Source organism: Ruegeria sp. AI3, from assembly GCF_056541245.1.
Genome location: NZ_JBQFYA010000004.1, coordinates 89,715 through 109,827 on the forward strand (window position 1 = coordinate 89,715; position 20,113 = coordinate 109,827).

The 20,113-nt window shown below is 59.2% G+C and carries 17 protein-coding genes; 9 read left to right on the forward strand and 8 right to left on the reverse strand.

Going from position 1 to position 20,113, the window contains the following annotated elements:
* Positions 1 to 2 precede the first annotated feature (2 nt).
* Both ACRZ95_RS08540 and ACRZ95_RS08545 read left to right on the forward strand, forming a co-directional pair.
* Positions 3 to 665, forward strand: coding sequence for a flagellar hook capping FlgD N-terminal domain-containing protein (locus tag ACRZ95_RS08540; protein ID WP_170678055.1), 663 nt, complete (start codon positions 3 to 5; stop codon positions 663 to 665).
* A 93-nt stretch (positions 666 to 758) separates the two neighbouring features.
* Positions 759 to 1,607, forward strand: coding sequence for a phosphotransferase family protein (locus ACRZ95_RS08545; protein ID WP_480554802.1), 849 nt, complete (start codon positions 759 to 761; stop codon positions 1,605 to 1,607).
* Here the strand turns inward: ACRZ95_RS08545 and ACRZ95_RS08550 are convergent.
* Genes ACRZ95_RS08550 through ACRZ95_RS08560 form a run of 3 tightly spaced genes read right to left on the reverse strand, consistent with a single transcriptional unit; the run spans position 1,594 to position 4,590 of the window.
* Positions 1,594 to 2,586: an ABC transporter substrate-binding protein gene (locus tag ACRZ95_RS08550; RefSeq protein WP_170678057.1), complete on the reverse strand. Its 993-nt coding sequence runs from the start codon at positions 2,584 to 2,586 to the stop codon at positions 1,594 to 1,596. The two genes, ACRZ95_RS08545 and ACRZ95_RS08550, sit on opposite strands and share 14 nt — an antisense overlap.
* The gene (locus ACRZ95_RS08555; RefSeq protein WP_170678059.1) at positions 2,565 to 3,932 is read right to left on the reverse strand and encodes a sensor histidine kinase; all 1,368 of its coding nucleotides are present in this window, start codon (positions 3,930 to 3,932) and stop codon (positions 2,565 to 2,567) included. The genes ACRZ95_RS08550 and ACRZ95_RS08555 overlap by 22 nt, the downstream gene beginning before the upstream one ends.
* Positions 3,922 to 4,590 carry a response regulator transcription factor gene (locus ACRZ95_RS08560; RefSeq protein WP_170460004.1) on the reverse strand — a complete coding sequence of 223 codons (669 nt, stop codon included), beginning with the start codon at positions 4,588 to 4,590 and terminating at the stop codon, positions 3,922 to 3,924. Before ACRZ95_RS08560 ends, ACRZ95_RS08555 begins: the two co-directional genes overlap by 11 nt.
* A 107-nt stretch (positions 4,591 to 4,697) precedes the next feature.
* Here ACRZ95_RS08560 and ACRZ95_RS08565 point away from each other — a divergent pair, with 107 nt between their 5' ends.
* From ACRZ95_RS08565 to ACRZ95_RS08585, 5 genes are all read left to right on the forward strand, one after another.
* On the forward strand, positions 4,698 to 5,681 hold the full coding sequence (locus ACRZ95_RS08565; RefSeq protein WP_170678061.1) for a tripartite tricarboxylate transporter substrate-binding protein: 984 nt from the start codon (positions 4,698 to 4,700) through the stop codon (positions 5,679 to 5,681).
* Between the two features lie 69 nt (positions 5,682 to 5,750).
* Positions 5,751 to 6,233: a tripartite tricarboxylate transporter TctB family protein gene (locus ACRZ95_RS08570; protein WP_170460001.1), complete on the forward strand. Its 483-nt coding sequence runs from the start codon at positions 5,751 to 5,753 to the stop codon at positions 6,231 to 6,233.
* A gap of 1 nt (position 6,234) precedes the next feature.
* Positions 6,235 to 7,746, forward strand: coding sequence for a tripartite tricarboxylate transporter permease (locus tag ACRZ95_RS08575; RefSeq protein WP_170471470.1), 1,512 nt, complete (start codon positions 6,235 to 6,237; stop codon positions 7,744 to 7,746).
* Entirely contained in the window at positions 7,736 to 8,923 is a 1,188-nt protein-coding gene (locus ACRZ95_RS08580) for a CoA transferase (protein WP_170678063.1), read from the forward strand. The genes ACRZ95_RS08575 and ACRZ95_RS08580 overlap by 11 nt, the downstream gene beginning before the upstream one ends.
* Positions 8,920 to 9,699, forward strand: a complete 780-nt coding sequence (locus ACRZ95_RS08585; protein WP_170666140.1) for a citryl-CoA lyase — start codon at positions 8,920 to 8,922, stop codon at positions 9,697 to 9,699. The genes ACRZ95_RS08580 and ACRZ95_RS08585 overlap by 4 nt, the downstream gene beginning before the upstream one ends.
* Here the strand turns inward: ACRZ95_RS08585 and ACRZ95_RS08590 are convergent.
* The 5 genes from ACRZ95_RS08590 to ACRZ95_RS08610 form a co-directional block, all read right to left on the reverse strand.
* Entirely contained in the window at positions 9,696 to 11,399 is a 1,704-nt protein-coding gene (locus tag ACRZ95_RS08590) for an ABC transporter ATP-binding protein (protein ID WP_170678065.1), read from the reverse strand. The two genes, ACRZ95_RS08585 and ACRZ95_RS08590, sit on opposite strands and share 4 nt — an antisense overlap.
* Before the next feature lie 4 nt (positions 11,400 to 11,403).
* Positions 11,404 to 12,354 carry an ABC transporter permease gene (locus tag ACRZ95_RS08595; protein ID WP_170471477.1) on the reverse strand — a complete coding sequence of 317 codons (951 nt, stop codon included), beginning with the start codon at positions 12,352 to 12,354 and terminating at the stop codon, positions 11,404 to 11,406.
* On the reverse strand, positions 12,351 to 13,328 hold the full coding sequence (locus ACRZ95_RS08600; protein WP_170678067.1) for an ABC transporter permease: 978 nt from the start codon (positions 13,326 to 13,328) through the stop codon (positions 12,351 to 12,353). The genes ACRZ95_RS08595 and ACRZ95_RS08600 overlap by 4 nt, the downstream gene beginning before the upstream one ends.
* Before the next feature lie 106 nt (positions 13,329 to 13,434).
* Positions 13,435 to 15,000, reverse strand: a complete 1,566-nt coding sequence (locus ACRZ95_RS08605) for an ABC transporter substrate-binding protein (RefSeq protein ID WP_170678069.1) — start codon at positions 14,998 to 15,000, stop codon at positions 13,435 to 13,437.
* 90 nt (positions 15,001 to 15,090) lie between these two features.
* Positions 15,091 to 16,671, reverse strand: a complete 1,581-nt coding sequence (locus ACRZ95_RS08610; RefSeq protein WP_170678071.1) for an ABC transporter substrate-binding protein — start codon at positions 16,669 to 16,671, stop codon at positions 15,091 to 15,093.
* 274 nt (positions 16,672 to 16,945) lie between these two features.
* Here ACRZ95_RS08610 and ACRZ95_RS08615 point away from each other — a divergent pair, with 274 nt between their 5' ends.
* Complete coding sequence (locus ACRZ95_RS08615) at positions 16,946 to 18,688, forward strand: type I secretion system permease/ATPase (RefSeq protein ID WP_170678073.1); 1,743 nt, start codon at positions 16,946 to 16,948, stop codon at positions 18,686 to 18,688.
* Positions 18,685 to 19,992, forward strand: coding sequence for an HlyD family type I secretion periplasmic adaptor subunit (locus tag ACRZ95_RS08620; protein WP_170678075.1), 1,308 nt, complete (start codon positions 18,685 to 18,687; stop codon positions 19,990 to 19,992). Before ACRZ95_RS08615 ends, ACRZ95_RS08620 begins: the two co-directional genes overlap by 4 nt.
* The last annotated feature ends 121 nt before the right edge of the window (positions 19,993 to 20,113 follow it).

Below are 20,113 nucleotides of genomic sequence, written 5' to 3' on the forward strand. Positions count from 1 at the left end.
CAATGATCACTCCTACAAGTTCCGCCCAGACGGCAGCACAGACCCCGACCTCGGCCGCATCACAAGCGTCCAAGCTGACCTCGGATTTTGAAACCTTTCTGCTGATGCTCACCGCACAAGCACGAAACCAGGACCCGCTGGAGCCTATGGATTCCTCGGAATACGCGTCTCAATTGGCTCAATTCTCGATGGTTGAACAGCAGGTTCAAACCAATGACCTGCTGTCTTCCTTGAGCACGGCTTTGGGCGGGCAAAAGCTGAGTGAGCTGTCCAATTGGGTGGGCGTTGATGTTCGATCAGCCTCGGCCTTTCGATTCGAAGGCCAGCCGGTCACTCTGTTTGCTCAGGCCGATGCAACAAGTGATGAGGCCATCATGGTGATCCGCAATTCAACCGGTACCGTGATCGACCGCATTCCAGTCAATCACACAGACACTGAATTCCTCTGGGCTGGAACCGATGCTTCTGGCAATCCGCTGGGACAAGGCACCTATTCCGCCACGTTGGAGAGCTACAGGGATGACGAGTTGTTGTCGCAACGTCTGGCCGCCAGCTATAACCGCGTGGTTGAGGCCCAAGTCGCTGATGGGACGGTGCATCTGTCCCTGCAAAGTGGGGCCACTGTCCGCTCGGATGAGGTGACGGCGATCCGAACAGGCGCTTGATCTGGTCGGGCAGGCAGTCCAAACCTTGGCAAATCACGATTCCCTTGCTGAGCGGTACGTCCTCTGCCCCATGCCAACGCGCCTCTACCAGACTTGATTGACCAGCTGCGCTCGCGCGGGCTGATCACGGGGTCCGTGCAGTTCGAACCCCTGTTTGGGGGTCGGACCAATATGGTGTGGAAGGTTCTGGGGGAGAGTGGCGACACGGTATTGAAGCTTTACCGAACCAAACTGCGCAACCCCTTGTTCCGCAATGATGCCCACCTCGAAGCGCTGTGCCTGCGCGCGTTTGAGCAGGACGGGTTCGTACCCCGGTTGCGGGCAACGGGGCAACATCAGGGCGACGCCTGGGTTCTGTACGATCACGCGCCGGGTCGCCCGTGGGAAAGTGACACGGCTCAGGTCGCCTCTTTGCTGCGCAGATTGCATGGCGCTACGGTCGACTTGCCGCTGCCTACAGGACGGAACGGCAGCGCTGATCTGGCTCGCCACGGGGCCGAGCTTTTGGCGTTGTGTTCCTCTGGCTTTAAAGATCGCGTCACCGCGATGCGGCCCGAGGACCCTGTGCCGCCAACAAAAAGAACGTGTCTTATCCACGGCGACCCTGTGGCCGGGAACATTCTGGTGGACGGTTCCAACCTGACCCTGATCGACTGGCAATGCCCGGCAATTGGCGATCCCTGCGAGGATCTGGCCCTGTTCCTATCGCCTGCCATGCAGCATCTGTATCGCGGCGCACCACTGAACCCAGATGAGCACGCGCAGTTCCTAACCGCGTATGGCGAGCACGAAACAGCTGCCCGCTACGAAGCATTGCGTCCGTGGTATGCGTGGCGAATGGCAGCCTATTGCCTGTGGCGGTTTGAGAACGGATCAACAGACTATGAAAAGGGCCTGCAGCTTGAGCTAAAGGCGCTTGAGGGCCACGCTATTTCTGAATGACGGCATCTTCCCAGGCCGTCAGGAATTTCTTGCGTTTGAGCGTGTCGAGATAGGTCAACAAAGCGGGCTCCAGCGTGATAACTGCGGCCTCTTGCTCCTGCTGTGACGTGAGCAAGGGTAAAGGTGCCAGCTCAGGCCCTGCAACGATCAGGTGGCGGACAAACGCCTCGGCGGCGGCAGGATATTGCGTGTTTTTCACCACCATTGCCGTTCGCATCATGGTGGTCTGAAAATCGCTGGGCAGAATGACCTCGAGCGCTTCTTTGCCTTCAACCCGCGCCGTTGCGTAGCTGCCAAGCACGTTATATGCGACCGCGATTGAACCGCTTGTCAGATCGTCAATCATGTCGCCCGAGCAGCAATACAGACGCAAGTCCAGCCCGCCCATGACCTCCATCAGACGCCAAAAGGTCTCAGACGCGCGAGCATCTTGCGTAGCGAACAAATAACCCAAGCCAGATTGCCGGATATCATAGGTGCCGACCTTTCCACGAAAGGCTTCGGGGCGCGCGCGCAGGGCCTCGATAAGTTCCTGCCGGGTTTGCGGAACGGGATACCCAGCGAAGGCCGCACGGTTGATGACGATAGCCGCAGGTTCCTGCGTAAAGGCGAAAAGGCTGTCATGCCACTGGGCCCAGTCCGAACCGGGCATATTCTCCAGCGGCATTGCGAACCCATCATTGGCAAGTTTCAGCTGTAAATCCATCGCGCTGGAAATGACAATGTCAAACGCCTCAGGCGCTGCCCGCATACGCGCATTCAGATCGGCGGTTCCGGTCACCAGATACTCTACGGAGACGTCCGGGTTTTGCGTCAGGAACCCCTCGATCAACGGCGCGAAAAGCGCGGTGTCGGTGCTGGAGATGATGCGCAAACGCGGACCATCAGCGGCAGCGTTGAACACCCGCTGGTCTTCCCACTCCTCGGCCGCGCAGACTGAGGCCAGAAGTGTGAGGATCAAAGCAATAAGGTAACGCATGCGCCTTTGCCTTTTCGGTTGGTCAGGATCAGATCGCCGCCATGGGCCTTCGCGACATCCTGAACGATGGTTAGACCAAGCCCCGAGCCAATAGTCCCGGCCGCATTCTTACCGCGCTCGAACCGCCGGGTGAGCGTGTCAATTTCGCTTGGTGGAAAGCCCGGCCCCTGATCGCGCACGCTGATCTGCGCTTGCGTCCCTTGCGAGACCTCGATCTCGACCACGCTTTCGGCAGGGGCATATTTTAGCGCGTTGTCGACCATGTTGCGTACCGCATTCTGGATCAGGATCGGATCGCCCGAATAGATCACAACGGGGTCTCCGACCAATGTCAGGGAAAGGTCCTTCATCTCGGCAATGGGTGTAAGGCGCTGAACCAGATCGCGGACGAGAGCGACAAGATCAATCTCTTCCCGCTCCAGATGATCGGCGCGAAAAGTGATCATTGCGTGATCCAGCAATTGCCCCGCCGCCCGAGAGCTTTCGTCAATCGCCCGAACCATTGAACGCAAAGCCTCTCTATTCTCTTCTTTTTCAACACGTTGCAAGGTTGTATCCGCATAGGATCGAACCGTTGCCAATGGCGTCCGGACCCGGTGTGCCGCCTCGGCTATGAAATCCTCGGACTGGCTGAGCGACTGATCCAAACGCCCCATCAAAGAGTTCAGCGACGACACTAGCGGGGCCATTTCCCGCGGCACCGGTTTTCTGAATGGGCTGAGGTCTTGTGGGCCCCGGCGAGTCACCGACGTCGTCAGCTTGTTCAACTGTCCGATTGTGGCTGACGTTGCCCAGAATGATAACCCGGCGACCAAGGTAAAAAAGCCGATCCCCAGATACGCCGCGTTTCGTGAAATCTGCCTGAGGGTTTCGGCCAATGCGTCTTGCGTTTGACCAAGGGCCACTTCGACTTCGGTCCGGGTTCCTAGCCCTACCAAAGTGCGGCTGGCGCTGACCTGGCGAATGGTCTCTCCGCGCACCTCGCCCGATTGAAAAGTCCATTCGCCCTTGGGCGTTCCATTCGTGGCTGAAAGATCGTCGTAGCCGGACAACAGTTCTCCGTCCTGAAAGATGGCGTAAAACACCCGATCATCCGACGGCGTACTTAGCATCGAGAAGGCGGCGTAGGGGATGTCGACCTCAAGCTCTCCGTCCCGCAGAGCGACGGCATCGAGGATCGAGGTGACCGAGGCGCCAAGGATATTGTCCTGCCCTTGCTGCGCGACGCGAGCGGCATAGCTGCGCACTGTAAAGAACAAAAGCAACGCCAGAATGGCCGCGCCCCCAATCAAGGTCAGCACCAGACGGTTGCGCAGGGATCCTGAAACCGCGGGGCTAGCTGACATGATCCAGCCTGTAGCCCAAGCCACGCAACGTGGTAATCTTCAGCTCCGATCGCTCCAGATGTTTGCGCAGGCGAGCGACATAGACCTCGATAGCATTGTCCGAGACATCGTCGTCGTAGGAAAATAGCCTGTCCGCCAGCTTTTGTTTCGAAAACACCTGACCGGGCGCGTTGATGAAGAACTCCAACAGGCGCAGTTCCCGGTTACGCAGCGACAGGGTTTCACCGCCGACAATCAGATGACCGGCCACCGGGTCGAAGACGATACCGCCGATCTCGATCGTCGATTTGGCGATCCCTGATTTACGGCGCAAAACGGCGCGGCAGCGGGCCTCAAGCTCTGCGTGATCGAAGGGTTTGGTGACGTAGTCGTCGGCCCCCAGATCCAGCGACCCGATTCGATCCGAGACCTGGCTGCGCGCGGTCAAAACGATGACAGGTGTGTCCAGATGACTTGCACGGTGGCGTTTGAGGAAATCGCGCCCATCCCCATCGGGCAGCATGATGTCCAACAGGATCAGGTCATATTCCTCAGCCTCGACAAACGCGGTCGCATCGTCCAAAGTTGCAGCATGATCAACGACATGGCCGTCCAGTCGCATCCGCGAACCGATAGCGTTCGCGAGGTCCATATTGTCTTCGACCAGCAGGAATTTCATGAGGCGTTCGCAGTATTTTCGCGCATGACAGGTTGATGTCAGGTTGATGTGTTTTCTTGACCACAATCTGTGCCGCCAAGCGGCCAGTTGTCAAATGGGAGGACATCATGACAACTTTCAAACTGGGCCGTCGCGCCCTGATCGCGGCTGTGGCCGCTGTTGGTCTTGCGGGACCTGTTTTGGCTGACGGCCACCAGGTCGTGGACAGCATCCACTTCCTGATCCCCGGCGGCGCAGGCGGCGGCTGGGACGGTACGGCCCGCGGAACGGGCGAGGCGCTGACCAAAGCGGGGCTTGTCGGTACCGCGTCCTACGAGAACATGTCGGGCGGCGGCGGTGGTAAAGCCATCGGTTACCTGATCGAAAACGCCGACAGCAACCACGGTACGCTGATGGTGAACTCGACACCCATCGTGATCCGCTCACTGACGGGTGTTTTCCCGCACAACTTCCGCGACCTGACGCTGGTCTCGGGCACAATCGGCGACTACGCGGCCATTGTTGTCGGTAAGGACAGCCCGATCAATTCGATGGCGGACCTGCTGGCCGCCTATGACGCGGACCCGGGTGCAACAGCTATCGGCGGTGGCTCGGTTCCGGGCGGAATGGACCATCTGGTCGCGGCCATGGTGATGGAAGCAGCAGGCAAGGACGCGCTTGGCGTCAAGTACATTCCTTATGATGCAGGCGGCAAAGCCATGGCAGCCTTGCTGTCGGGTGAGATCGCAGCGCTGTCCACCGGCTTCTCGGAAGCGGTTGATCTGGCCAATGCAGGCGAGGTGAAAATCATCGGTGTGACTGCGGATGAGCGTGTAGACGCAGCGCCCGACGCACAGACCATGAAGGAACAGGGCATCGACACCACCTTCGTCAACTGGCGCGGTTTCTTCGCAGCGCCCGGCCTGCCCGAAGACAAGCTGGCCGCCTACCAAGACGCCATCGCCAAGATGTATGACACCCCCGAGTGGGAAGAAGTGCGCGCGCGCAATGGTTGGGTGAACATCCACAACTCGGGCGACGATTTCTCGACTTTCCTCGAGCAGCAAGAGCAGCAGATCAGCGATCTGATGAAAAAACTGGGCTTCCTCTAAGCACCACTCACGGCAGAGCGGCCCGCCCGCTCTGCCACAATCAACAAAAAACACGAGGGAGGGGATGTCATGGCGCTGGATCGCTGGATCGCGCTTGTTTTGCTTGGGGTCTGTCTGGCCTATGGCTACGCCGCCTGGTTTACGATGGATGGCAGCCTGCCCCCCTTCATGCAACGCAACCCCATTTGGCCAAGCACCTTCCCTAAAGTGCTATCTGTTCTGGGCATCATCGCCTGCACGATCATCCTGCTGGGCTTCGAAAAGTCCGAACCGAAAGCGGCGGATATCGACTACCGCCGTCTGGGCGACTACCACCTTGATCAAGCTTTGATGCTGCTGGCCCTAATGGTGATCTACGCCCTGTGCCTTCGTCCCGTCGGCTTTCTGATCTCAACTTCTGCCTTCCTGATCCTCGGCTCCTTCATCCTGGGCGAGCGCAAGTGGCACATCATGCTGCCGGTCGCCTTCATCGCCACCGGCGCGGTCTGGTATCTGGTTCAGGAAGTGCTGGGCATCTACATGCGCCCCCTGCCGGGCATTTTCGGAGGCTGACATGCTTGAAGGACTTCTGATCGGCCTGCAAACGGCATTCTCAATCCAAAACCTGCTGATGGTCATCGCCGGCTGCCTGATCGGCACTTTCATTGGCATGTTGCCGGGCCTCGGCCCGATGTCGATCATCGCTATCATGATCCCGGTCGCAATTTCGATGGGCGATCCGTCGGCGGCGTTGATCCTGCTGGCAGGCGTCTACTACGGCGCGATTTTCGGCGGCTCGACCTCCTCAATCCTGCTGAACGCACCGGGGGTTGCGGGCACCGTGGCCTCAAGTTTCGATGGCTACCCGATGGCGCGGCAAGGCAAGGCAGGTAAGGCGCTGACCATCGCGGCCATCGCCAGTTTCGCGGGTGGCACATTGGGCGCCATTCTATTGATGGTGTTCGCACCCGCGCTTTCTTCGGTCGCGCTGCTGTTCCACTCGGCCGAGTACTTCGCCCTTATGGTCGTGGGCCTGTCCGCTATCGCGGCCTTTGCGGGGTCAGGTCAGGTCGCCAAAGCCATGATCATGACAATCCTCGGCCTGATCATGGCAACCGTCGGCGAAGGCGCTTTGTTCAACCTGCCGCGCTTCACCATGGGGATCATGGACCTTCAGTCCGGCTTTGGCTTCATTACGCTGGCTATGGCGATGTTCGCCCTGCCCGAGGCGCTGTTTCTCGTCTTGAAACCCAAAGACCTGAAAGGCGACGACGGAGAAATCAAGGACCTCCGCATCACCAAGGACGAAGCGAAAGCCATCGCGCCCGTGATCGGTCGCCAATCCGTGCAAGGTTTCTTCATCGGCGTCCTACCGGGTGCGGGGGCGACAATTGCCAGCTTCCTTGGCTACGCGGTCGAACGCAATATTGCACCGAAGCAGGAACAGGAAGAGTTTGGCAAAGGCTCGATCAAAGGTCTGGCCGCACCGGAATCTGCCAACAACGCGGCCTGTACCGGGTCATTCGTGCCCCTGCTAACGCTGGGCATCCCGGGGTCGGGCACAACGGCCATCCTGCTGGGTGCTCTGATCGCGCTGAACGTGACACCCGGCCCGCGCCTGATGGTGGATGAGCCGCAGATTTTCTGGGCCGTCATCATGTCGATGTTCATCGGCAACCTGGTGCTGCTGATCCTGAACCTGCCGCTGATCCCCTACATCGCCAAAGTGCTGGCCGTACCGCGCAACTTCTTGATCCCGTTCATCCTGTTCTTCACCCTGATGGGCGCCTATATCGGCCAGAACAACGCGACCGAGCTACTGCTCCTCGTCGGTTTCGGCATCTGCGCCACCGCATTGAAATTCGCGGACTACCCCCTCGCCCCGCTTCTGATCGGGTTCATCCTTGGAGGAATGATGGAGGACAACTTTGCCCGCTCGATGCAGCTCTATGACGGTATCGCTTTCATCTGGGAACGCCCGATGACCCTAGGCCTGCTGGTGATCGCCGTCCTTCTGGTTCTGCTGCCAAGCTACCGCGCTCGCCGTGCGCGGGCACGGGCCGCGGGGATTGCGGATGGGGACTGACCCTCTGGCCGGCATCCGCGTTCTAGATCTGACGAACGTGCTTGCCGGCCCCTATTGCTGCTACCAGCTCGCATTGATGGGCGCCGAGGTGATCAAGGTCGAACGCCCCGGCTCGGGCGATCTTGCCCGGGTGTTGGGCGCCGATCCTGAGCGCAATAAGGCGGGCATGGGGATCAGTTTTCTGGCGCAGAATGCCGCGAAGAAATCCGTCACGCTGGACATGAAATCCGACCGGGGCAAGGCGCTGCTGAAACGTCTGGTTCACTCGGCGGATGTATTGGTCGAGAATTTCAGGCCCGGCGTTATGGATCGATTGGGTCTGGGCTATGAAACCCTGAAAGCTGAAAACCCGCGACTAATCTACTGCGCGATCAGTGGCTTTGGGCAGAACGGACCCCGCCGCGATGATCCCGCTTATGACCAGATCGTTCAAGGGGTCAGCGGTGTCATGTCGATCACCGGCGCGCCAGATACGGCGCCCTACCGCGTTGGCTACCCACTGGCGGATACGGTCGGTGGCCTGACCGCAGCATTCGCCATCTCATCCGCCCTGAACGCGACCCCACGTGGCGCGTTTCTGGATGTTGCTATGACCGAGGCGGTGATTTCTACGATGGGTTGGGTCGTCTCGAACCACCTGATCGGTGGCGTTACGCCTGCCGCGCATGGGAACGAAAACACAACCTCGGCCCCCTCGGGCACCTTTGCTACTGCAGACAGTCCGATCAACATTGCCGCCAACCGCGATGAACAATGGCAGGCGCTTGCTCAGCATCTGGGCCGGGACGACCTGCTGGACGATCCAGCCTACACAACACGAGAGGATCGCAAGACCAACCGTCACGCCTTGCGCGCGGATTTGGAGCACACGCTGACCACGCGACCGGCAAAGGAATGGGTTCGAGAGTTGAATGATATTGGAGTGCCCACCGGGCAGGTTCTAACCGTCTCCGATGCGCTCGACGACCCGCAATTATCTGGGCGGGGTTTGATCGGTACGCTGGACATTCACGGTGAAGACCTACAGCTCGCTGGCAGCCCTATTGTCATGGACGGCTCGCGCAAACATCCTGGGACTGCACCGCCGGAATTGGGCGCAGACAATTCCGCAATCTGGTCTGAACTCGGGCTGTCGCAGGATGAGATCGACGCCTTGAAAAAGGAGGGCATCATATGAGCGATGTATCCGATTGGTGGCAAACCTCGATCATCGACATGGAGCCTGGCCGGATACACCTGCGCGGAGAGCCAATCCAGGATTTGATCGGCAATCTGGGTTTCGCCGAAATGATCTGGTTCATGCTGCGTAGCGAGAAACCGACCGAAGCCAAAGCCCGTTTGTTCGAAGCGGCTTTGGTCGCGGCCGTTGATCATGGCCCGCAAGCGCCCTCAATCGCTGCCGCCAGAATGGCCGTGACCTGCGGACTGCCCCTGAACAACGCGATGGCCAGCGCGGTCAACATGCTGGGCGATGTGCATGGCGGGGCCGGAGAGCAGGCGGTGCAGCTCTATCACTTTGTTGCAGGGCATTCGGGCGATTTGGGGCAAGCGTTGGACGACTGGATCACCACTCACGGAAAGATCCTGCCGGGCTTTGGCCATCGCTTTCACACCCCGACCGATCCGCGCGCCCCGCGCCTGATGGCGCTGGTCGCCGAAGCCGTCGATCAAGGGGCATGCAGCGGTGATTTCATGCGGATCGGGCAGGCGATTGAAGACGAGCTGGCCCATCGCAAAGGCAAACCCGTCCCCATGAATATCGATGGCGCGACGGCCGTGATCTATGCCGAATTAGGCTTTGCCCCACCCTTGGCGCGCGGGTTGTTTTGCTTGTCCCGTTCTGTCGGCATCCTGACTCACGCATGGGAGCAGATGGAGCAAGGTGGCCGCAACAAGGGACCAACCCCGCCCGCCTATCGCTGGACTTATGTGGACCCCAAAACCAAGACCTAAACGCCCAGTCCTTCGGTCGACAGATCATCAAGTCGCGGCATTAAGTGCAATAGTTCCTTGGCGTAGTCCGTCTGCGGGTTGGCGAACAGGGCATCGGTCTCTTGGATCTCGACCATCTGCCCTGCCTTCATCACGGCAACGCGGTCGCACATCTGCCGCACGACCGGCAGATCGTGGCTGATGAACAGCATCGTCAGGCCCAGATGCTCTTGCAGGTCCTTCAGGATGTTCAGGATCTGCGCCTGGATCGAGACGTCTAGCGCACTGGTCGGCTCATCGCAGATCAGGAACCGAGGCTGCGTCGCCAAGGCGCGCGCGATGGAGATACGCTGACGCTGCCCGCCCGAGAACTCATGCGGGTATTTCAGGCCCGCTTCCGAACCCAGCCCAACCTGATCCAACAACTCATCCACCCGACGCTTGACATCTGAACCGCTCATGAGTCGGTGATGGCGGATCGGTTCTGCCACGATCTCGTCCACGCGCATTCTGGGGTTTAGCGAGGAATAGGGATCCTGAAAGATCATCTGGATGTTCTTGCGGTATGCGTCCTGCACTGCTTTGTCGCCCAGATCGCTTACCAACTGCCCGTCAAACGTGATCGAGCCGCCATCGATCGGGTACAATCCTGCAATCATCCGCGCCACAGTGGACTTGCCTGAGCCGGACTCACCAACCACGCCGAAAACTTCGCCCGCACGGATATCAAAGCTCACATCATCGACAGCGGTGAAATAGGTCCGATCCCAAGGCAAAAGACCGCGCCGTTGCAGGAAGCGTTTGGTCAGGTTGCGAATTTCGAACACGGGCTTGGACGTGTCATTGTCCACTTTCGGCCAATGGCGCGCCATATCCTCGATCGCAAAGCGCGTCTCACGCCCGCCATAGCTGATCTGAGGGAACCGGTGCAGCTTGAGCGTCGGCCGTGGCACCGCCGCGATCAGCGACCGCGTGTATTCATGTTGCGGCTGCCCCATCACCTGCGCGGTTGTTCCGGTTTCGACAACCTTGCCAGCATACATGACGGTCACGCGGTCGGTCGTATCGGCAATGACGCCCATGTCATGGGTGATCAGAATAACACCGACCTGCCGTTCCCGCGCCAATTCCTTGATCAGGTCCAGAATCTGCGCCTGAACCGAGACATCCAATGCCGTGGTCGGCTCATCCGCGATGATCACATCCGGTTCGGTACACAGCGCTAAGGCGATCACAACCCGTTGGCGCATCCCGCCCGAGAATTGGTGCGGATATTGGTCCAAGCGCGTATCGGGGTCCGGGATACCCACCCGGTCAATCAGATCTCGGGCGCGTTGATTGGCCTCTGCGTCGGTGCACCCCAGATGGGCCAGAATGGTTTCGGTCAGCTGCTCTCGGACCGTGAACAAAGGGTTCAGCGAGGTCAGCGGGTCCTGAAAGATCATTGAGATCTTCTTGCCGCGCAGGCCGCGCATCGCCTCGGCGTCAAGGCCGCTGATCTGCTCGCCGCCCAGCTTGATCTGGCCGCTTGCGATCCGTCCAGGGCGTTCCAGCAGCCCCATGACAGCCGCACCGATAGTGGATTTGCCTGCACCAGATTCGCCCACCAAACCGTGGATTTCACCCGGCTTGACGGACAGGTTTGCATGATCCACCGCAGTGAACAGCTTGCGGCGGGTCGGGAATTCGACGGTGAGGTCTTGGATGGTCAGAAGGCTCATGAAATCACCGTAGTTTTGGGTTCAGCGCATCGCGCAGCCAGTCGCCCAGCAGGTTCACGGACAGGGCGAGGGCCAGAAGGGTGCAGGCAGGGAAGAACAGAATCCACCACTCTCCCGAGAACAGGAACCCCTGCCCGATACGGATCAGCGTTCCCAGCGAAGGTTGGGTCGGAGGCGCGCCGACACCAAGGAAGCTCAGCGTCGCCTCAGCGATGATGGCCAGCGCCAGCGAGATCGTCGCGATGACCAGAACCGGGCTGAGGACATTAGGCAGGATATGACGGAACATGATCGGGATCGAACCGCGACCGATCAGCCGCGCCGCCTGCACGTATTCCTTGTTCTTCTCGACCAGCGCCGCCCCGCGGACGACGCGCGCAAACTGCACCCAGTCTGACAAGGCGATGGCGATGATCAAAACGTAGATTGCCATCTCATCGCGATATTCAGGCGGGGTCACGCCCTTGGCAATGCCGAAGATCAGCATGGCGACCAGAATGGCCGGAAAGGTCAGTTGAACGTCGGCGATCCGCATGATCAGCGTTTCGACCCAGCCGCCAAAATAGGCCGCGACCAGCCCCAGAACGACTCCGATGATCAGGGCCAACAATACGGCGGCAGCCCCCACGAACAAGGAAATGCGCAGCCCGTAGAGGATGGTCGAGAACACATCTCGGCCCTGATCGTCCGTGCCTAGCAGAAAGGTCTCCTGCGTAAACGCATTTGGTGTGCCCGGCGGAGTGAAGCCGTTCATCAGGTTCAACGTGGCCGGGTCGAACGGATTGTAAGGCGCGATCAAGGGCGCGAAAATGGCGCAAAACACAAGGATCAGCACAACGGCCGAGGCGATGACAGCCACGGGCGAATGCCGGAAGGACCATGCGAAATCGCTGTCCCACGCTTTGGCAAAGCGCGATTTGGAGGCGGGTTGCGGGGTTTCGATCGTATCGGTCATGTGGCCCTCGCGTCGACACGCAGGCGCGGGTCAATGGCATAGTAGAGAAGATCGACGATCAGGTTGATCGTCACGAACATGACCGAGATCAGCATCAGATAGGCGGCCATGACGGGTATATCGACGAATTGGATCGCGTTGATGAACAGCAGTCCAACACCGGGCCACTGGAACACGGTCTCGGTGATGATGGCGAAGGCGATGATCGAGCCCAGTTGCAAACCTGTGATCGTAATCACCGGCACCAACGTGTTTTTCAGCGCGTGGCGGAAGTTGATCACCCTGTCCGACAGCCCTCGGGCGCGGGCGAAACGGACGTAGTCGGCGCGCAGGACCTCAAGCATCTCGGACCGCACCAGACGCATGATCAGGGTCATCTGATACAGGCCCAGCGTAATCGCGGGCAGGATCAGTGCCTTGAGGCCCGAGGTGGTCAGAAACCCGGTTGACCAGCCCCCGATCATGACCGTCTCACCCCTGCCGAAACTGGGTAAGAGGTCAAGTTCGACCGAGAATATGTAGATCAGCAATATCCCGATCAGGAAGGTGGGCAGAGAGACCCCGATCAGACTGACCGTCATGATGATATTCGCCGCAACCCCTTGTCGTCGGATCGCGGTGAAGACGCCCAACGCGATGCCCATGGTGATGGCGAGGAAGCCTGACACGAAGGCCAGCTCCAGCGTCGCGGGCGCACGTTCGGCGATGATGGCCGAGACCGGACGGCCCTGACGGTAGGACACGCCGAAATTGCCCTGAACCGCGCCTTGCAGGAACTTGGCGTATTGCACGACAAATGGCTGATCGAGGCCCAGTTCCGTCCTCAGCCGGTCGATATCGGCCTGTGTGCGTTCCTGACCCAGCATGTTGTCGATCGGATCGCCGACAAAACGAAACATCGAGAACGCGACCAGACCCACGACCAGCAAAACGATCACGGATTGGAACATCCTTCGAACAATATATGCGAACATTCAGAATCCCCGGTTGATCGGCCTGTCTAGGCCGCGTCTGACCAAATGGTCAAGATACCGCTAACGAAACAGGGACCAGAACGACCCGGCCCCTTGAACCGCGTTGTCAGTTTACGGTCACCCACCGTAGGATGAAGAAGTTGTCCGGCCGTTGGGTCAACTCGATATTGCTGCGCGTCCCCCAGACCAGAGGCTGCACATACATCGGAACATAGACCTGTTCATCCTGAATGATGCTGGTGACCTCGTCCAACATGGCCTGACGCGTGCCTTCATCCAGTTCGGATTGAATCTGCGGCAGAAGTTCATCGACACGTGCGTTCGAGAAGCCGCCGAAATTCCAGCTGCCCAGCTTTTTTTCTTCGTTTGGGGTCGCGACCAGAAAACGCACGGGGTGTTCGGCGTCGAACGTGCCCGGGCTCCAGCCCAGCAGGTACATGTCATAATTGTCTTCGCGCAGCTCGGGCCAGTAGTTGCGCACCGGCATCGCGTCCAGCTCAGCCGTTAGGCCGATCTGTGCGAGCATGCTGACAATCGCCTGACAGACGGCCTCGTCATTCAGATAGCGGTCATTGGGGCATTTCAGGCCGAACGAAAACCCATCCGCATATCCGGCCTCGGCCAGCAAGGCCTTTGCGGCCTCGACATCATAGGCGGGGCGCTCTGCATTGGCCGCCGAGTAACCGCTCATCGCCGGGCTTACGAGTTGCGACGCCGCCTCGGCATTGCCGCGCATGATCGTGGCAAGGATGGCGTCGACATTCACCGCATGCGCCACTGCCTGACGCACACGTGCATCCCGGAACGGGTTGGGTTTACCAGCATCGTCAGTGTATTTCAGAGCCTCAGCCTGATGATCAAAGCCGAGCATGATCACGCGGGCCTCGATCCCCTGAATGACCTCGACCTCATCATTGCCCTGAAGGCGCGCCACGTCCTGAATCGGAACGGGCTCAATCATATCGACATCGCCGGAAAGCAAGGCCGCGACAGCGGTGGCAGAGTTCTGGATCGGGTTAAATTCGGCGCGGGTAGTGTTGTGCTCGGCTTCACCCCACCAACCGTCAAAAGGTTCCAGAACGGTGCGCAGACCGGGCTCACGCGCGGTGATCTGAAACGCGCCGGTGCCGTTGGTATTTAGTGTCGCGTAGTTCCCGGTTTCCTTGTCGGGCAGAGCGGCATCATTGGCCTCAGCCCAGCCCTGATCCACGATCATCCAGTTTGCAATGGACGACGGGAAAAGCGGGTTGGGCGCGGTGGTCATGAAATCGACGGTATAGTCATCGACCACTTTTACCTCGCTGATCGGTGCAAACCAGCTGCGGGTATCCGAGACCTCATCCGAGGCGCGTTGATAGCTGAACAGAACATCCTGCGCGTCGAATGTGCTGCCATCGTGGAACGTCACGCCCTCGCGCAGGGTGAACCGCCAGCCTTCGCCGTCTCCGATCGGTTCCCAACTGGTGGCCAAGGCGGGCTCTACGTTCATGTCCTTGCCGCGGCGGACCAGCCCTTCGTAGACATTGTTGAGGAAGCCAAGAACAGCAGCTGAATTGACGGCATGCGGGTCCATGGTCTGTGGATCGGTGGTCGAGGCCCATTTGAACTCGGCTGCCTGAGCAGCGCTTGCGGCCAAAAAGACCAAACCGATGGCCGTTGCCTTGAAGGTCATGGCGATACCTCTCTGTTATGGGTGAACAGTCGTGAAACACCAAATGACAGGGCGCTGGTCTGCGCCCTGCCCTGTCTTGGATCCTGAACCTTAGTTCATGGTGAAGTATTTGATCTTCGGCGAGTCTTCCGGCTCAACAATTGTGCCGACATTCGACTTCATACCCCAGTTCAGCACCTGATGGTGGATCGGGATATACAGCTGATCGTCCTGCACCACTTGCCAGATCTCGGCGATCTGCGCGTCACGCTTCGGAAGGTCCGTTTCAGAGGCCAGCCCCTGAATCTTGGCGTCCAGATCCGGGTTGTTATAGCGGGTCGCATTCCACGAGCCGTATTTCTCACCCTTGGTGTGAACCAGGAAGTTGAAGATATACTCGGAATCGTAGGTCGGAACGCCCCAGCCCAGCATGTAGAAGTCGGTCTCGAGGTTCGAGAGCAGCGGGAAATGCTGCGCCTTGGGTTTGGCATCCAGATTCACCGTGACACCAATCTGCGCCAGCATGCCAACGGCAGCCTGACAGATCGCTTCGTCGTTGACATAGCGGTCGTTCGGGCAGTTCAGCGTGATCGAGAACCCATCCGGATATCCAGCCTCGGCCATCAGGGCCTTAGCCCCTTCGATATCAGTCGTGGAGGAGCTGTCCATGCCCTCATCCCAACCGTTCACGAAAGGCGGTGCGATCATTCCAGCAGGGGCCGACTGGCCACGCATAACGACCTGTTTGATAGCATCCCGGTTGATGGCCTTGGACATCGCCTGACGCACGCGTACGTCGGCCAGCGGGTTCTTCCCGTCCACATTATCCGAGCCCAGATCAGCATCACCCATGTTCATGCCGAAGAAGATCACCCGGTTCTGAGGCGCGGTCCGCACGTCCAGACCATCGGTATCCGCAACGCGGGCCAGATCCTGTACCGGAACGTCCTGAATGAAATCGACCTCACCCGATAGCAAAGCAGCAACCCGGGTCGCGGCGTTCTGGATCGGGGTATAGATGATCTCGGTCACTTCCAGGGGGAACTCATCCTTGCCCCAGTAGTTCTCGTTCGCGGTCAGAACGGTTTTCACGTCGGGTTCACGGCTGACCAGCTTGTACGGGCCGGTACCGTTTGCGTTCTTGGCGGCGAATGTATCCTCGCCCCCTTCATAGTCCTGCACCTTCACGGCGTTATTCGCCTCGGCCCAGGCCTTGTCCATCATGAACATGTTGGTCAGGTTGTTGGGCATGATCGGGTTCGGACCGTCGGTTTCGATCTCAACCGTGTATTTGTCCGGCGCGCGCACTTCTTTGACCGAGGCCAGCAGCTCTTTGTAGTCCGAATCCGGCGTCATCGCGCGGTTGAGCGAGAAGACAACGTCTTCGCTGTCGAACTCGGCGCCGTCATGGAAGGTCACGCCTTCACGCAGTTTGAACACCCAGACGTTCGGGTTTTCCTCAGACGGGGCCCATTCGGTCGCCAGCGACGGCACAAGCGCCCCGGAATGGTCGCGCATCACCAGCGTTTCCATGATCTGATGCGCCATGGCCGAGGTCGGACCCTCGTTTTGCGCATGCGGGTCCATCGTCAGCGAGTCGCCTGCGCGTGCCCAGCGCAGCGTTTCCGCAGAGGCAGTGCCAGCCAATAGGGCCATGGCACTGGCTGCGACCAGCAAGTGTTTCACTTTCATTGTAGTCTCCCCAATTCTTTTTTTAACCCGCACGGATGGCGGGTGATCGACGAAGCGCGATCAACGTGCCCTTGATAATCCAAATCATTCTGAAACTTGCAATGCCTAATTGGATTGCTGGACCCGACGGGAACCGGCCAGATTTTGGCCGTTTGGCCGGATTTCGCTGGTCCTTTGACGATCGAGTTGCATACCCTAACTCTTTCTTCGAGACTCGGTTCGCGGTAAAAAAACGTAGCCGCATCAGGCTGGACATCGTGTCGGGGACATTGATTTGAAACAGACAAACCGCAAACCGCCCAACCCGAGGCGAGAGCTTCAGAGCGTGCGCAACCAGAGCGTATCGTTTCTGGGTGTCGCGTTTCTATTCAGCATCTTCGTCAATCTGCTGATGCTGACCGGGCCGCTGTTCATGCTGCAGGTTTATGACCGTGTTCTCAGTTCGCGTTCAGTCGAAACACTGACGGCGCTGTTTCTGCTGGTTGGGCTGCTCTACGGTCTGATGGCCATGCTGGATTACGCGCGCGGCCGGATCGTGGCGCGGTTCGGGGCCAAGTTCCAATCCTCGCTGGACGAGAGGGTTTTTGACGGAACCATCCGGCGCGCACTGTATCCACAGGTGCGTTCCGCCCCGGCAACGGCCTTGCGCGATCTGGAGGCCGTGCGGTCGCTTTGCGCCTCGCCCGTATTCCTCGCCGTTATGGATATTCCCTGGACGCCCGTTTTCCTGGCCGCGATCTTCCTGTTTCACCCGCTGCTCGGCTGGCTGGCGGTTGCTGGTGGGTCCTTGCTGATCGTCATCGCATTGCTCAACCAGATCTTGACCAAACAGAAGGTCGCCGAGGCGCAGGTTGCCTCAGGCCGGGCCAATGCTTTTGCGGAACAAGCACGGCAAGCCGCCGAAGTTGTACGGTCGCAAGGCATGCAAGGCGACGTTGCACAGCGCTGGCTATCACAGCGCAGCAACGCCTTGTCGCAGAGCATCTCGGCCAGCGACTGGACCGGTAGTTTCACGTCTTTGACCAAATCGCTGCGCCTGTTCCTGCAATCCGCGATGCTAGCGCTTGGCGCTTGGCTGGTGTTGCGCAACGAGATGACAGCCGGGGCCATGATCGCAGGTTCGATCTTGCTGGGCCGCGCTTTGGCACCCGTGGAAATGGTGGTGGGACAATGGGGGCTGATCGAAAACGCGCGAACCGCGTGGTCTCGTCTTGGCACCTTCCTCGATGAAACTCCGCCCGAGCAGAACAAGACCAAGCTGCCCGTGCCCGAGGCGCGTCTCGTCGCGAAAAGTCTGACGGTCATTCCGCCCGGCGTTCAAAAGCCAACCCTGCGCAATGCCTCACTGATCTTGGAACCCGGCAAGGCGCTGGGTGTAATCGGTAAAAGTGGCTCGGGCAAGACGACCCTGGCCAAGGCGCTTTTGGGTCTGTTGACCCCCGCAGCGGGCGAGATTCGCTTGGGTGGCGCGACATTGGATCAATATGCAGCAGATGATCTGGGCCACTACATTGGCTATCTGCCGCAGCAGGTCACGCTGTTCAACGGAACAGTGACAGAGAACATCGCCCGGATGTCGCAACAACCCGATGACGCCGCCGTTGTCGCCGCCGCTAAGAAGGCCAACGCACATGAGCTGATTATGTCTTTGGAGAAGGGTTACGACACCTTTCTAGAAGGCAATGACAGCCAGTTGTCCGGCGGTCAGAAACAACGGATCGCGCTTGCCCGGGCGCTATATGGTGATCCTGTTCTGCTGATCCTGGACGAACCGAACTCGGCCCTGGATGCCGACGGCACTGAAGCGCTGAACCGCGCGGTGCGCAGCCTCAAGAAAAGTGGCAAGGCCGCGATTATCATGACGCACCGCCCGCAAGCGATTTCGGAATGTGATGACCTGATTGTGGTCGAGAAAGGCCAGATCGTCAAAGCAGGCAGCCGGGACGAGGTTCTGGGTTCGATGGTCCAGAATGCCGGTGCGATCAAACGACACCTCAATAAAGTGGGTGAGAAATGAGCAACCCTCCTGCGCGCCGCAGTTGGCGCATAACCTTCCCCGCAACTGTGGGCTTTTTTGCGCTGCTCATCCTTGTTGTGGGCATCGGCATCTGGAGCGTTCGAACCCAACTGGCCGGTGCGATCATCTCACAAGGCGTGATCGAGGTGCAAAGCAACCGTCAGGTGGTAGAGCATCCCGATGGCGGGGTCGTCGGTGAGATTTTTGTGCGCGATGGGGATCTGGTGGAAAGCGGTGAACTTCTGCTGCGTCTGGATGATACGTTTCTGGCTTCGGAAAAGACTGTGGTCGAGACGCAATTGTTCGAACTGCTCAGCCGTCAGGCCCGGCTGGAAGCGGAACGCGATGGCGCCACCTCCGAGGAGTTGGCAGCAAAACTGCGCGAGGTTCAAGATCGGGAATCTATCAGTCCCAACCTCATCGCTGGTCAGCAGCGCTTGTTTGACGCCCGCGCAGAAACTCTGGCGCAGAAAACCGAACAGTTAAATCGGCAAAAGACCCAAATCGAAAGCGAGATTGACGGTACGCAAGCACAACTGACCGCAGCGCGCGCACAGGTTGAGCTAATCAGTGAAGAATTGAAGGATCAGGAAAACCTGCTGGAGCGCGGCCTGACACAAGCCAGCCGTGTTTCTGCCCTGCAACGGGAAGAGGCCAACCTGACCGGTGCCATCGGGCGGCTCGAGGCGACCATCGCCCGGCTCAAAGGGCAGATCGCCTCGACCGAAATCCAGATATTGGAGCTGAACGCGGCCCGCCGGGAAGAAGCGATCACAACGCTGCGTGACGCACAGACGCGCATCGCCGAGCTTGCTGAACGACGCCTCTCGCTGACCGAGCGCCTTTCGCGTCTGGATATTCGCGCGCCCGTTTCTGGAACCGTTTATGACAGTCAGGTTTTCGCCCTGCAGTCGGTCATCCAACCGGCTGAACAGATGATGTATGTGGTGCCTCAGGATACGCCGCTTCTAGTGGCAGCCAAGGTCGATGCGATCCATGTGGACCAGCTGTTTCGTGGGCAAGAGGTCGCCCTGCGCTTTCCCAGTTTCAACCAGCGGGAAACCCCGGAACTGGATGGCCATGTTATCAATGTCTCAGCGGACACATTCACCGACGAGGGCACAGGCTTTACCTTCTATCGGGCTGAACTGGTCCCTGATGACGGTCAGCTGGATCGCCTGAATGGGCAAACTCTTCTGCCGGGCATGCCGGTCGAGGCAATGATCAAAACGGATGAGCGTACCCCGCTGTCCTACCTGACCAAGCCGCTGACCGACTACTTCACGCGGGCGTTCCGGGAGTAACACATCGCGCCTGGGGCAACCTGTCCCAGGGTCGTGACTTGCAATCCCATCTGATTTAGTATACCGCCGCATACAAAGAAGATCCGGGCGTCAGATCCATGTCTGAGACCGGGACCTCAAG

What these genes read in the sequence shown, in the direction of transcription:
- ACRZ95_RS08540 (WP_170678055.1), top strand. Translation starts at nt 3, where the DNA reads ATGATCACTCCTACAAGTTCCGCCCAGACGGCAGCACAGACCCCGACC.
- ACRZ95_RS08550 (WP_170678057.1), bottom strand. Translation starts at nt 2,586, where the DNA reads ATGCGTTACCTTATTGCTTTGATCCTCACACTTCTGGCCTCAGTCTGC.
- ACRZ95_RS08555 (WP_170678059.1), bottom strand. Translation starts at nt 3,932, where the DNA reads ATGTCAGCTAGCCCCGCGGTTTCAGGATCCCTGCGCAACCGTCTGGTG.
- ACRZ95_RS08560 (WP_170460004.1), bottom strand. Translation starts at nt 4,590, where the DNA reads ATGAAATTCCTGCTGGTCGAAGACAATATGGACCTCGCGAACGCTATC.
- ACRZ95_RS08565 (WP_170678061.1), top strand. Translation starts at nt 4,698, where the DNA reads ATGACAACTTTCAAACTGGGCCGTCGCGCCCTGATCGCGGCTGTGGCC.
- ACRZ95_RS08570 (WP_170460001.1), top strand. Translation starts at nt 5,751, where the DNA reads ATGGCGCTGGATCGCTGGATCGCGCTTGTTTTGCTTGGGGTCTGTCTG.
- ACRZ95_RS08575 (WP_170471470.1), top strand. Translation starts at nt 6,235, where the DNA reads ATGCTTGAAGGACTTCTGATCGGCCTGCAAACGGCATTCTCAATCCAA.
- ACRZ95_RS08580 (WP_170678063.1), top strand. Translation starts at nt 7,736, where the DNA reads ATGGGGACTGACCCTCTGGCCGGCATCCGCGTTCTAGATCTGACGAAC.
- ACRZ95_RS08585 (WP_170666140.1), top strand. Translation starts at nt 8,920, where the DNA reads ATGAGCGATGTATCCGATTGGTGGCAAACCTCGATCATCGACATGGAG.
- ACRZ95_RS08590 (WP_170678065.1), bottom strand. Translation starts at nt 11,399, where the DNA reads ATGAGCCTTCTGACCATCCAAGACCTCACCGTCGAATTCCCGACCCGC.
- ACRZ95_RS08595 (WP_170471477.1), bottom strand. Translation starts at nt 12,354, where the DNA reads ATGACCGATACGATCGAAACCCCGCAACCCGCCTCCAAATCGCGCTTT.
- ACRZ95_RS08600 (WP_170678067.1), bottom strand. Translation starts at nt 13,328, where the DNA reads ATGTTCGCATATATTGTTCGAAGGATGTTCCAATCCGTGATCGTTTTG.
- ACRZ95_RS08605 (WP_170678069.1), bottom strand. Translation starts at nt 15,000, where the DNA reads ATGACCTTCAAGGCAACGGCCATCGGTTTGGTCTTTTTGGCCGCAAGC.
- ACRZ95_RS08610 (WP_170678071.1), bottom strand. Translation starts at nt 16,671, where the DNA reads ATGAAAGTGAAACACTTGCTGGTCGCAGCCAGTGCCATGGCCCTATTG.
- ACRZ95_RS08620 (WP_170678075.1), top strand. Translation starts at nt 18,685, where the DNA reads ATGAGCAACCCTCCTGCGCGCCGCAGTTGGCGCATAACCTTCCCCGCA.